Annotated in this window: 6 protein-coding genes; all 6 read right to left on the reverse strand. The window is 68.2% G+C overall.

What is annotated here, in order from left to right; all coding sequences use genetic code 11:
• Positions 1-331: 331 nt before the first annotated feature.
• The 6 genes from CWS50_RS09275 to rplJ all read right to left on the reverse strand — a co-directional run bounded on the left by CWS50_RS09275 (position 332) and on the right by rplJ (position 13,594).
• On the reverse strand, positions 332-2,950 hold the full coding sequence (locus tag CWS50_RS09275; RefSeq protein WP_127842563.1) for a hypothetical protein: 2,619 nt from the start codon (positions 2,948-2,950) through the stop codon (positions 332-334).
• A 204-nt stretch (positions 2,951-3,154) separates the two neighbouring features.
• Complete coding sequence (locus CWS50_RS09280) at positions 3,155-3,949, reverse strand: hypothetical protein (RefSeq protein WP_127842564.1); 795 nt, start codon at positions 3,947-3,949, stop codon at positions 3,155-3,157.
• A 485-nt stretch (positions 3,950-4,434) separates the two neighbouring features.
• Positions 4,435-8,388, reverse strand: a complete 3,954-nt coding sequence (locus CWS50_RS09285; RefSeq protein ID WP_127842565.1) for a DNA-directed RNA polymerase subunit beta' — start codon at positions 8,386-8,388, stop codon at positions 4,435-4,437.
• Between the two features lie 171 nt (positions 8,389-8,559).
• Positions 8,560-12,081, reverse strand: coding sequence for a DNA-directed RNA polymerase subunit beta (rpoB, locus tag CWS50_RS09290; protein ID WP_127842566.1), 3,522 nt, complete (start codon positions 12,079-12,081; stop codon positions 8,560-8,562).
• 535 nt (positions 12,082-12,616) lie between these two features.
• On the reverse strand, positions 12,617-13,006 hold the full coding sequence (gene rplL / locus CWS50_RS09295) for a 50S ribosomal protein L7/L12 (RefSeq protein ID WP_119837022.1): 390 nt from the start codon (positions 13,004-13,006) through the stop codon (positions 12,617-12,619).
• A gap of 66 nt (positions 13,007-13,072) precedes the next feature.
• Positions 13,073-13,594: a 50S ribosomal protein L10 gene (gene rplJ / locus CWS50_RS09300; protein WP_127842567.1), complete on the reverse strand. Its 522-nt coding sequence runs from the start codon at positions 13,592-13,594 to the stop codon at positions 13,073-13,075.
• Positions 13,595-13,685: the final 91 nt, after the last annotated feature.

Here is a 13,685-nt window from a genome sequence, read left to right on the forward strand (position 1 = left end):
CGGAGCGCCCCGACCGTGCTGAGGTCCACGACGCCCGGAGCCCCGCAGGGCCCGTCGGTTCCCGCCGCGGCAGACCCGCGTCACGGTCGGCCTGAGCCGCCGGCTGTCAACAACCAGGACACAGGAGCAGCCCGCTGGGAACGGAGTAGAGAACGGTGACCCGCGCTCGGGCACCGCAGGCCAGGATACACACCTGCTCCCCACAGTCACCAGGCCGCAGGAACCAGTGGGGAAGTGTTTCTCAACACGTCCTCACTGGTGGCGCCCAGGCGCTGCCGCCCGGCGTCTGGCCCTCCCCTGCGCGGGTGCGTTCGCCCCCGTGAGGGCACCCTCAGCCCCACGAGGGCGAGGAGCTGTCGACGGTCACCGTCGGCTCCCCGTCGCCCTGGGGCCACTCAATGGTCCCGGAGAGGGTGAACTTCACCGACCGGGGCTTGGGGTCCTTGTTCCACCGCGTCGGGTTCTGCGTGACCGAGATGATGATCTGGTCCGAGGTGAAGGAGGAGGCGGTGACCTCCTCCAGCCCGGAGGCGTCCTGGGTCACCTTGAGCGACTCAAGGTCCGTGTCCTGAACCTCGCTCGGGCACACCGCGTCGGTGTTGCCCGGGACGGAGGCGCACGACTCGGTCTGGGCCTTGACCTCCTCCAGAGCCAGGTCCTCCAGCTCCTGGGTCGGCTCGGTGGCGAGCTCGACGAGCATGTCGGCGGCGGCAGAGGCGGGCACGGCCGACAGGGAGGTGTCCTCGGCCGTCAGGTAGGCGGAGCGACCCTGCGGCACGGTGACGTCGTAGACACCCGCGTAGACGTACTGTAGCGAGGAGGTGGTGGAGCCGAAGCTCTCCTCCGAGGCCTCCAGGGCGACGTCAGTGCCCGCGACAGTGACCGCGTCCAGCCCGTCGGCCGAGCTGATCGTGACCGGGACAACCAGGGGCGTGGTGACCTCCCAGGTGTCCAGGAGCCCGTACTGACGATCACCTCTGGCCACCGTGAAGGTGAAGTCAAAGTGCTCACCGTCCAGGGAGAGGGTCGCTGGCACCTTGGCCGTGTCCTCCTCGACCTGCGGCTCCGACACCGTCACGACCTCCACCCGGGAGGTCGCAGCCGCCATAGCCTCGTCGGTGAGCAGCTCGCGCTGGGCGTTGGGCACCCCGGGGTCCACCATCTGCGTGGCGGCCTCCGCCCTTCCCTGGGACAGCAGGTCCAGGTAGGCCTCCACCTGCTGGTCGGGTCCACGGCGGCCGTTGAGGAGACCGACGCCGACCACACCGACGACGACAAGCACCAGGAGCAGTCCTGCCGCCCCCAGCGCCAGCCTCATGCGGCGCCGTGCCTGCGGGCTCATCGGCTGCGGCTCCGGCAGCGCCTGGGCCTGCTGTGAGGCAGTCGGGGCAGACGCCTCCTGACCTGACGCTGTCGGGTCGGACGACACCGGGTCCAGGGCCGCCGGGTCCGGCGCCCCCTCGACCGCAGGTGCCGGGAAGCCGGGGGCTGGATGGTCCTGGAGCACCCACTGGCCGGTGCTGGCCTCCTCGACGAAGAGCGCGCCGGTGCTCAGGTCGGTGGCTGTCGCCGCGCCCGTGGCCGGGTCCGTCCCGTAGCTCCAGGCGTGGGAGCCCCCAGTCTGGCTGGTCTGGAAGACACCTTGAGCGGCGTCCGGCGAGCCTCTGCCGCTGACCCACTCGGTCATCGCCCTGGCGCCGACCATGACCCGTAGGAGCTGGTTGGCGTTGGCGTACAGCCAGGCAGGAAGGTACTCGGCCAGGACGGAGACCACGCAGACCAGCAGGGTCACTGTGATGAAGGACCACCCCGACGGCACCACCGACGCCGAGACCATCTCGCCTGCCCCGGACATGCGAACCGGGACGAGCACGTAGAGCAGCGGCACGCTCAGAGCCAGGGCAGCGACAGCCAGCGGCCAGGTGCGGGCCAGGACCGCCCCACGGCTGCGCGCGCGCAGGACGCCGACACGGGCTGCAGCGACGACAACGGCCAGGAGCACGGTAAGAACCAGGAGGAGGACGACCCCGACAGGCAGGTCACCCACAGTGACCAGGGAGTCCTCCAAGGAGCTCGCAGCGACGTCGAGACCGACCACCTCTCCCCCAACGACCAGGCCCCCCAGCGTCACCAGGCCCAGCAGGTAGACGACCAGGTTAGGCAGGTAGACCACCAGGAGCGCCAGGGCCTGCGGGACGCCCTCGGCCAGTGCCCACGCGGTGCCTGCGACAAGGGCGACGGCCCCCGTCACCGCACCTAGGCTGCCCAGGAGGGCCCACAGCTCGCGGCCCGCCTGCCTCAGCCCCGCAGGCAGCCCGGACACGGCTGCGCGGTCGAGCCGAGCCGCGCTCAGCGCCGCCATGACCACCACGGACACCAGGACGACAGTGAGCAACGGGGAGGAGGAGACCGACGAGCCGTCCCCCGAGTCGCCGTCGGCCCGTGGGAGTCCTGTGAGCAGGCCAGCGACCAGCCCGGTCGCCAGGGCCTCGACAGCGCAGCGCTGCAGGGTCGCCGCGCGGTGCAGGGACGAAGCGTCCACCGCCGCGCGGCGGCGTGCCACCAGGTAGACGCCGCTGCCCACGGCCAGGAGCGTCCCCAGCGGCAGGAAGGTTACCGTGGCGCCGATCTGGATAAAGAACGTGGCCGTGACGGAGAGCTGGCCGCCGAGAGCCGCTCCCATGAGCACCAGCAGTGCAGGCAGGGACGCTGGGACGTCGAGGGCCTCTCGCGCCTCGGAGGTCGCCGCCATGAGCAGCAGGGCGCTGACCAGCGCCCCGCCCAGGACTACCGCCTGTACCAGGGCAAGGGAGACCAGGCCGGGCTGGCGCACAAGCGCGGTGAAGGTGGCTTGACGGGCAGCAGCGGCTGGTGTCTGGGGCTGAGGGTGCCCCGCAGCGTGAGTACTCGGGTCAGCAGGAGGCATGGGAGCCGGTCCTGGCTCGCTCATGATGCAGCCTTTCTCAGGAGATCTTGGGAACAATGGCTCCAGTATTCATGAAACTGCTACCTGGGACAAGCGGCCACAGAACAAACGCGACCAGGAGCCTTGCCTGACGCAACCCCGCCGCGAGGCACCCCCAGCGGCCGGGACCGGGGGCGACGAGCCGGGGCCGGGGGCGACGACAGGCATGGCTGTGCCGGTGCCGTCGAGCTACTGCGTCGCCCCGCTCCCCTGGCCCTGGACCGAGCCGAGAATCTCCATCAGCTCGTCGTGCCCCGGCACCTCGATCCCCATCCGCTCCTCCACCTGGTTGAGGACCGAGTCGACCTCCTCGACGTCAACCTGCCCGGACACCGTCTGCGCCTGCGCCAGGGTCTGGTCCCTCAGCGCCGAGCCGCCGTAGTAGGTACCGGCTCCCGCCGCAGCCAGGGGAAGGAAGAGCGCCCCCAGGAGCAGGGCAATAGCTGCGGTCCTGGGGCGGGAGCGGGAGACGGCCGTCAGGCTGACCATGACGGTTACAAAGGCAAGTACCGCACCGCCTGCGACCGCAGCCGCGGCCCGCAGGTCGATCACCTCGGTGACACTGACGTCGCGCAGGAACAGGTCCAGGAACTGGAAGGTGGACAGCAGGGTGTAGAAACCCCAGCCCAGGAGACCCACCGTGACGAGCAGCATCACCGTCCCCACGGGCAGCGCGGCGGAGCGTCGCCGCTGCGGGGGCAGCGGCAGGTCTGCCCGAGGAGCCGGCTCAGGCTGCTGGTACGCCGGCCGTGGCGCCTGAGGCTGGTAGACCGGCTGGCCAGGGGCGGAACCAGTGTGCTGCGGAGGCACTGCCACTGGCATGACACTAGTGGCCTGGCCCTGCGACTCCTGGGACCGCGACGTCGGCACGACCGAGGCCGGCACCACTGTGGTGGCGTGCTCCCCCGGGGCTGGCACGGCGGTGGTCCTCTCGGCCTGCGGGACCGGCACGGCTACCGTCTCCTGAGCCCCTGGCACTGGCATGACAGAGGTCCTCGGGCCAGTCCCCGGGTCGGTACCCGGACTACTGCCCGGCTGGTCCTGAGCGAGGGGTACGACGGTCGTCTGCTGCGCCGCCGAGGCCTGACCGCAGAGGCCCGTGGCACTCACGGGAGCGTTGACCGACAGCGCCGCCGTCGGAGCCGACGACGGCACTGCGCCGTCTCGCGCTGCTGCCCCATGTCCTGCGCTCCCCGTGACAGTGAGCCGCTGAGTCGCGCCGCTGTCCGCAGAGGGGTCGTGAGGCTGGGGTCCTGAGACTGGGGGGAGAGACACAGTAGAGGCTCCTTCAGCTGGCCGAGGCCGTTCGGGAACAGGTCCGTGACGAGGCTACGCCAGCCCTCGGACAGTTTCCAGGCGCCCGCACCGCAGCAGGCACACGGCCTGGTGCCCGCCCTCCTGTCAGGAGCGGACACCAGGCCGCGACAAGTGGCCTCAGGAGACCCAGGAGGCCCCGGAAGCGCAGGACCTCAGACCTGGAAGTCCTCCGAGTCGGCCACCTCGGTCTGGAAGTCCTCGGAGAAGTCCGCGCGGAAGTCGCCGCCAAAGTGGAAGTCGTCCAGGGCGACAGACTCCCCGAGGATGCCCTCGTTGAAGCCGGTGCGGGAGAAGACCTCAGCCTTGACCTCCTCGGTGGGCTCCACCTCGATGTCGGCGTATCGGGCCAGACCGGTCCCCGCCGGGATGAGCTTACCGAGGATGACGTTCTCCTTCAGCCCCAGCAGCGGGTCGCCCTTGCCGTTCATGGCCGCCTCGGTCAGAACACGCGTGGTCTCCTGGAAGGACGCCGCGCTCAGCCAGGAGTCCGTGGCCAGGGAGGCCTTGGTGATACCCATGAGCTCGGTGCGGCCGGTAGCGGTCTTGCCGCCCTCCGCCATGACCCGCCGGTTCTCCTCGCGGTAGTGCATGACGTCAACCAGGTCCCCCTGGAGCAGGCGGGTGTCGCCTGAGTCCAGCACGGTGACGCGACGCAGCATCTGGCGCACGATGACCTCAATGTGCTTGGAGTGAATGTCCACGCCCTGAGAGCGGTAGACCTCCTGGACCTCCTCCACGAGATGCCGCTGGGTGGCCGCCACCGAGCGCAGGCGCAGCACCTTCTTGGGGTCTACCGGCCCCTCGGTCAGCGCCTGCCCAGGCTCGACGTGGTCGCCGTGAGCCACCTGGAGGCGCTGGCGCCGCGAGACCGGCACGACCACGTCCTCCTCGCCGTCGTCGCGGGTGATGACCAGCCGCTTGCCGTCGGCGTCGTCCTCCACCTTGAGCGTGCCCGCAGCCTCGGCAACGGCTGCCTCGCCCTTGGGGGTACGAGCCTCAAAGAGTTCTTGGACACGGGGAAGACCCTGGGTGATGTCAGCGGCGCCGGCAGCACCACCGGTGTGGAAGGTCCGCATGGTCAGCTGGGTCCCCGGCTCGCCGATGGACTGGGCGGCGATGATCCCCACCGCCTCGCCGATGTCCACCAGCTTGCCAGTGGCCAGGGAGCGGCCGTAGCAGGCCGCACACGTGCCGACGACAGAGTCGCAGGTGAGCACCGAGCGCACGGTGATCTCCTCCACCCCGGCGTCGATGGCGTCCTGGACCTCCGTGGCACCCAGGTCCGTGCCTGCGGCGATAATGACATTGCCCTCAGCATCAGTGAGGTCACGGGCCAGGGTGGTGCCGTAGACGGTGGTGTCCAGGATCTCGCTGGGCTCCTTGAACCTCTCCTGGCCGACCTCCCGCCAGGAGAAGAGGCGCTTGGTCAGGCCCTTGCGGGTCCCGCAGTCGTCCTCACGCACGATGACGTCCTGGGAGACGTCGACCAGGCGGCGGGTGAGGTACCCGGAGTCGGCGGTGCGCAGCGCGGTGTCCGCCAGGCCCTTGCGGGCACCGTGAGTGGCGATGAAGTACTCCAGGACACTGAGGCCCTCACGGTAGTTCGACTTGATAGGACGCTCGATCAGACGCTGCTTGGGATCAGCCACCAGGCCACGCATGCCGGCCAGCTGGCGGATCTGGTCCCAGTTGCCGCGCGCCCCTGAGACGACCATCTGGTAGACGGTGTTGCGCTGGGGGAAGTTGTCCCGCATCGCCTCGGCGACCTCAGCAGTCGCCTTGGTCCAGATGTCGATGAGGGAGGCGTAGCGGTCCTCCTCGGTCAGTGCCCCCAGGTCGAACTGCTCCTCAATCTCAGCGGCCTCCGCCTCGTAGCGGGCCAGGATCTCGGTCTTGGAGCCGGGAGAGACCACGTCGGCGAAGGCGACGGTGATACCGGACCAGGTGGACCAGAAGAAGCCGGCGGCCTTGAGGGCGTCCAGGGACGCGGCAACCTCGACGCGCGAGTAGTTCTCCGCCAGGGCGTTGACGATGTTGCCCAGCTCCTTCTTATCCACCACGCGGTTGACGTAGGGGAAGGACTCCGGCAGCGCCGTGTTGAACAGCGCCCGGCCCAGCGAGGTGCGCAGCGTAATGGCGTCACCCTCCTCGTAGCCCTCGGGCGGTGTCCAGCCCCTGGGCGCGATGATGCCCTCCTCGAAGCGGATGTCGCAGGTCGCGTTGACGTGCAGGTGACCGAAGTCGTAGGCCATGACCGCCTCGGCGAAGGAGGAGAAGGAGGGGACGAGCGGCTCGCCCTCCGGCCCTGTCTCCACCGGCACGCCCGGGTCCGGGTCGCTGGTGAGGTAGTAGGTCCCGATGACCATGTCCTGGCTGGGCATGGTCACGGGCCGACCGTCAGACGGCTTGAGGATGTTGTTGGAGGACAGCATGAGGATGCGGGCCTCAGCGGCGGCCTCCGCCCCCAGGGGCAGGTGGACCGCCATCTGGTCACCGTCGAAGTCGGCGTTGAAGGCGCCGCACACCAGCGGGTGGAGCTGGATGGCCTTGCCCTCGATCAGCTGGGGCTCAAAGGCCTGGATGCCGAGGCGGTGGAGGGTAGGCGCCCGGTTGAGGAGCACGGGGTGCTCACGGATGACCTCCGCCAGGACGTCCCACACCTTGGGGTTGGCACGCTCCACCATACGCTTGGCCGCCTTGACGTTCTGCGCCTCCTTGAGCTCGACCAGACGCTTCATGACGAAGGGCTTGAACAGCTCCAGGGCCATCTGGCTGGGCAGCCCGCACTGGTGCAGCTTGAGCTGGGGGCCGACCACGATGACGCTGCGCCCGGAGTAGTCCACCCGCTTGCCCAGCAGGTTCTGACGGAAGCGGCCCTGCTTGCCCTTGAGCATGTCGGACAGGGACTTCAGTGGCCGGTTGCCGACCCCGGTGACCGGCCGACCCCGGCGGCCGTTGTCAAACAGGGCGTCCACCGCGTCCTGGAGCATGCGCTTCTCGTTGTTGACGATGATCGTGGGCGCCCCCAGGTCCATCAGCCGCTTGAGTCGGTTGTTGCGGTTGATGACCCGGCGGTACAGGTCGTTGAGGTCGCTGGTGGCGAAGCGACCACCGTCCAGCTGGACCATGGGCCGCAGGTCCGGCGGGATCACCGGGATGGAGTCCAGGACCATGGACTCCGGGGCGGTGCCGGTCAGACGGAAGGCGTTGACCACCTTGAGACGCTTGATAGCCCGGGTCTTGCGCTGCCCGGTCCCGGTCTCCACGATCTCGCCCAGGGCTGCCGCCTCAGCCTCCAGGTCGAAGGAGCGCAGTCGTGCCTGGACGGCCTCCGCACCCATGGAACCCTTGAAGTAGATACCGTAGTCGGCAACCATGTCCCGGTAGAGGACCTCATCCCCCTCCAGGTCACCCACCTTGAGAGAGACAAAGCGGTCCCACACCTTGTCCATGTGCTCCAGGGTGCGCTGGGTCTTGCGGCGCAGCGCGGTCATCTCCCGCTCAGCCGCCTTGCGCAGCTTCTCCCGCTGGGAGGACTCCCCACCCTCGGTGTCCAGCTGGGCCAGGTCCTCCTCCAGACGGCGCTGACGTGCCTCGACATCAGCCAGCCCTGCCTCCTCGATGTGCTTCTTCTTCACCTCGAGCTCGTTGCGCAGGCTGGGCAGGTCGTCGTGACGGCCCTCCTCGTCCACCTCGGTGACCATGTAGGCGGCGAAGTAGATCACCTTCTCCAGGTCCTTGGGCGCCAGGTTCAGCAGGTAACCCAGGCGGGAGGGGACGCCCTTGAAGTACCAGATGTGCGTCACCGGGGCGGCCAGCTTGATGTGCGCCATGCGCTCACGACGCACCTTGGAGCGAGTGACCTCCACACCGCAGCGCTCACAGACAATGCCCTTGTAGCGCACCCGCTTGTACTTTCCGCAGGCGCACTCCCAGTCCCGGGTAGGACCGAAGATCTTCTCGCAGAACAGGCCGTCCTTCTCCGGCTTGAGGGTGCGGTAGTTGATGGTCTCGGGCTTCTTGACCTCTCCGTGGGACCAGGAGCGGATGTCCTCCGTGGTGGCGAGGCCGAGCTGGATCCTGTCGAACACGTTGGCGTCGAGCACAGTTCCTACTTCCGATGTGTCAGCTCATCAGGTGGTTCTCAGGTGGTAGGGGGCGTGCCCTTACCGCTGTTCCACGGCGGCCAGGGGTGCCCGGTGGGGCGAGTGGGGCCGCTACGCGGCGGCCCGCCAGCCCTTGTTCCGTCCAAGGGGCCGTGACGGCCCAGAGATGGCCTAGATCTCGTCCACTGTCGAGACCGTTACCCCTCCTGGCCGACGCGCCAGGTCGAAGCCAAGCTCCTCGCTGGCACGCTGCCCGTCGTCGTCGGTGTCGTCCAGGGCGATAGCGCTTCCCTCCGCGTCCAGCGCCTCCACGTTCAGGCACAGGGACTGCATCTCCTTCATCAGGACCTTGAAGGACTCCGGGATACCTGGCTCAGGGATGTCATCACCCTTGACAATCGCCTCGTAGACCTTGACACGGCCGTTGACGTCGTCCGACTTGACTGTCAGGAGCTCCTGCAGGGCGTGGGCGGCACCGTAGGCCTCCATTGCCCACACCTCCATCTCGCCGAAACGCTGACCACCGAACTGGGCCTTGCCGCCCAGCGGCTGCTGGGTGATCATTGAGTACGGACCCGTGGAGCGGGCGTGGATCTTGTCGTCTACCAGGTGGTGGAGCTTGAGGATGTACATGTAGCCCACAGACACAGGGTAGGGGAAGGGCTCGCCGGAGCGGCCGTCGAACAGCTGGGCCTTGCCGTCGGGGCGCACCAGCTCCATGCCCTCGGGGCTGGGCAGGGTCGAGTCCAGCAGCCCCATGAGCTCATCGTCGCGTACCCCGTCGAAGACCGGTGTGGCCACCGGCGTGCGCGGCTCAGCGGCGACGCCGTTGTCCGGCAGACGCAGCGCCCACTCCTGCCCGGCCTCACGGGCTGCGGAGGCGTCCCAGCCTCGGGAGGCCACCCACCCCAGGTGCAGCTCGAGCACCTGTCCGATGTTCATCCGGCTGGGCACGCCCAGGGGGTTGAGGATGACGTCCACGGGGGTGCCGTCCGCCAGGAAGGGCATGTCCTCCACAGGCAGGATCTTGGAGATGACGCCCTTGTTGCCGTGGCGGCCGGAGAGCTTGTCGCCCACGGTGATCTTGCGGCGCTGGGCAATGTAGACACGGACCATCCGGTTGACACCGGCTGGCAGCTCCGCGTCCTCGGAGGCTGCGTCGATCTCGCGCACCCCGGTGACGATCCCGTACTCACCGTGGGGCACGCGCAGCGAGGTGTCACGCACCTCTCGGGCCTTCTCACCGAAGATCGCCCGCAGCAAACGCTCCTCGCTGGTGAGCTCGGTCTCCCCCTTGGGAGTCACCTTACCCACGAGGATGTCACCACTGCGCACCTCAGCCCCGATACGGATGATGCCGCGCTCGTCGAGGTCAGCCAGGGTCTCCTCGGAGACGTTGGGGATGTCGCGGGTGATCTCCTCAGCCCCCAGCTTGGTGTCACGCGCGTCCACCTCGTGCTCCTCAATGTGGATGGAGGTGAGCAGGTCGTCGGAGACCACCCGCTGGGAGACGATGATCGCGTCCTCGTAGTTGAGGCCCTCCCAGGTCATGAAGGCCACGAGGAGGTTCTGCCCCAGGGCCAGGTCCCCCTCAGAGGTCGAGGGGCCGTCCGCCAGGACGCTGCCGACCTCGACCCGCTCCCCCTCGGTGGCCACCACCCTCTGGTTGTAGCAGTTGCCCTGGTTGGAGCGGCGGAACTTGGCGACCTTGTAGACGCTCTGCGTCGCGTCGTCATTGGCCACGCGCACAAAGTCCGCACACACCTCGGTGACCACGCCCGCCTTGTCCGCCACAAGGACGTCACCGGCGTCCACGGCGGTACGGCGCTCCATCCCCGTACCCACCAGGGGGGCGTCGGGGCAGATGAGCGGCACGGCCTGACGCTGCATGTTGGCCCCCATGAGGGCACGGTTGGCGTCGTCGTGCTCAAGGAAGGGGATGAGCGAGGTGCCCACGGAGACCATCTGGCGCGGCGAGACGTCCATCAGGTCCACCTGGGAGGAGGGCACCAGCGCGGGCTCGCCCCCGGTGACCCGGCACAGGACGTGGTCCTCGGCAAAGCGTCCGTCCTCGGTCAGCGCCACGTTGGCCTGGGCGATGACGTGGCGGTCCTCGTCGTCCGCAGTGAGGTAGTGGACCTCGTCGGTGACCTGACCGTCCACCACGACACGGTAGGGGGTCTCGACGAAGCCGAAGGGGTTGATGCGGCCGAAGGTGGCCAGGGAGCCGATAAGGCCGATGTTGGGCCCCTCGGGGGACTCGATGGGGCACATGCGCCCGTAGTGGGAGGTGTGGACGTCACGGACCTCCATGGAGGCGCGCTCGCGCGACAGGCCTCCGGGACCCAGGGCGGACAGGCGCCGCTTGTGGGTCAGCCCGGCCAGCGGGTTGTTCTGGTCCATGAACTGGCTGAGCTGGGAGGTGCCGAAGAACTCCTTGATCGCCGCAGTGACCGGGCGGATGTTGATAAGCGTGTTCGGGGTGATGGCCTCCACGTCCTGGGTGGTCATACGCTCACGCACCTGACGCTCCATGCGGCTCATGCCGGTACGCACCTGTGCCTGGATCAGCTCGCCCACGGCCCGGATCCGCCGGTTGCCCAGGTGGTCAATGTCGTCGTACTCCACGGCGACCTGGGTGATCTCGCCGTCACGCACACCCTCGACCGTCTCCTCGCCCGCGTGCAGCGCCAGAAGGTACTTGATCGCGGCGACGACGTCCTCAATGCGCAGCACGGACTCGGTCAGGTCCGCAGCCAGGCCCAGCTTCTTGTTGATCTTGTAGCGCCCCACCTTGGCCAGGTCGTAGCGCTTGGCGTTGAAGTAGAAGTTCTCCAGCAGGGTGCGCCCTGCCTCCACGCTCGGAGGCTCGCCGGGACGGATCTTCTTGTAGATGTCCAGGAGGGCCTCGTCCTGGGTGGTGACCTTGCGGTCCTCATCCAGCACCGAGGTCAGCGCCGGATAGTCCTTGAACTCCTCGCGGATCTCCGCCTCCTCCATGCCCAGGGCCAGGAGGAAGACGGTGACGTCCTGCTTGCGCTTGCGGTCGACGCGCACCGCGACGCGGTCGGACTTGTCCACCTCGAACTCCAGCCAGGCACCGCGGGAGGGGATGAACTTGGCGTTGTAGACAAACTTGTCCGTCGCCTTCTCCGTGGTGCGCTCGAAGTACACCCCGGGCGAGCGGACCAGCTGGGAGACCACCACACGCTCGGAACCGTTGACGATAAAGGTCCCCTTCTCCGTCATGAGAGGGAAGTCCCCCATGAAGACGGTCTGGGACTTGATCTCCCCCGTGGAGAAGTTCTCGAAGTCAGCCACGACGTACAGCGGGGCGGCGTAGGTGAGGTCCTTGGCCTGGCACTCCTCCGCAGTGTACTTCGGCTCCTCGAAGCGGTGGTCGTGGAAGGACAGCGCCATTGTCTCCCCGAAGTCCTCAATCGGGGAGATCTCGTCAAAGATCTCCTCCAGGCCGGAGGTCTCCGGCAGAGATCCTGGCCGCTCTCGGTTGGCGGCCGTCACCCGCTCACGCCACGCCTGGTTGCCGACGAGCCAGTCAAAGCTCTCGGTCTGGATGGCAAGCAGGTTCGGAGCCTGCATGGGCTCAGCGATCTTAGCGAAGTTGATGCGTCGCGACGCGGTTCGGGCAGCGATGTCAGCGGCGGTAGGTGCAGAGGTGCGCGAGGCAGCCAAAGGGGATCCTTCCCTCAGTCCAGGGATCACTCGGCGTACAGTGGGTGCGCGGGCAGGCGAGACCCCCCGCAGCCCGAGGGCACTGAGGACCCTGGGCCAGGAGACGCCACCGAAGCAGGCACACACATTGGACGCAAAGCGCTAGCGTACACGTCAGACCCATGAGGATCTACGGTCAGGTCAACCACCTCCTTGCGATTCCTGCCACAATCACGCATACTACGGCGCCGACCTCGCCGCAGCCCCGCCACCTCCGCACCTGCCTCTGCGCCCCTCGCCCGCACCTCTCCACGCCTTCCCGTGCCTCCGCCAGGGCGTCACGCAGCACCTACCAGTACGCGAACGGGTCCCGCCCCCGGCTGCTGCGGGGGACGGGACCCGGGTTACCGAGCGCCCTCGGGCACCTGCCTCAGCCTTGGCGGCTCCAGGCCGACAGGTCTGGCAGCGGTACCAGACAGCCCGGGCAGCGAGGCCAGGAGCGTCCCGACGGCGACTCGCGACGAAGGAGTCCTAAGGGAGTCCTTACTTGAGGGTCTTACTTGAGGGTGACAGTAGCGCCAGCGCCCTCGAGCTGCTCCTTAGCCTTGTCGGCGGCCTCCTTGTTAGCGCCCTCAAGGACGGCCTTGGGAGCGGAGTCGACCAGCTCCTTGGCCTCCTTCAGGCCGAGGGAGGTCAGGGCGCGCACCTCCTTGATGACCTGGATCTTCTTGTCGCCAGCAGCCTCAAGGATGACGTCGAACTCGGTCTTCTCCTCCTCGGCGGCCTCCGGGGCAGCAGCACCCGGAGCGGCAGCCACGACAGCGGCAGCCGGGGCCGCAGCAGTCACGTCGAAGGTCTCCTCAAAGGCCTTGACGAACTCGGACAGCTCAATGAGGGTCAGCTCCTTGAAGGCCTCAACGAGCTCCTCGGGGGTCATCTTCGCCATGGTAGACGTTCCTTCCTGGTGTGGTTCCTGCGCGTGCAGGGCTTGGTGGACGACGCGTGCGGCGGCTCAGGCCGCGGTCTCCTGCTTCTCGCGCAGGGCGTCAACGGTGCGCACGGCCTCGGAGGCCGGTGCGGCAAAGAGGTAGGCAGCCTTGGACAGGGACGCCTTGACGGCGCCCGCAGCCTTGGCGAGGAGCACCTCACGGGACTCGAGGGACGCCAGCTTCTCGACGCCGTCGGCGGACAGCGGGGCGCCGTCCATGATGCCGCCCTTGATGACGAGCTGCTTGTTGTCCTGGGCGAAGTCACGCAGAGCCTTGGCAGCCTCGACCGGCTCCCCCGAGACGAAGGTCAGGGCCGAGGGGCCAGTCAGCTCGTTGGCAAAGGCCTCCAGGCCAGCCTGACGAGCGGCAATCGCAGCAAGCGTGTTCTTCACCACGGCGTACTCGGCGTTACCCCCCAGGGAACGGCGAAGCTCCCTGAGCTGGGCGACGCTCAGTCCCCGGTACTCAGTCAGCAGGACAGCGTCAGACTCGCGGAACTTGTCCGCCAGCGCAGCAACCGCTGCCTCCTTGTCAGGCCGTGCCATGGGCCCTCCTTCCGTGGTCTGCCGCAGGGTCCCACCCACACAAAAGGTCCCACGCCGACGGGCGCGGGACCTCCAGGCCTGCTACAGCCAA

Origin of the sequence: Actinomyces wuliandei, assembly GCF_004010955.1 — a bacterium.
GTDB classification, from domain to species: domain Bacteria; phylum Actinomycetota; class Actinomycetes; order Actinomycetales; family Actinomycetaceae; genus Actinomyces; species Actinomyces wuliandei.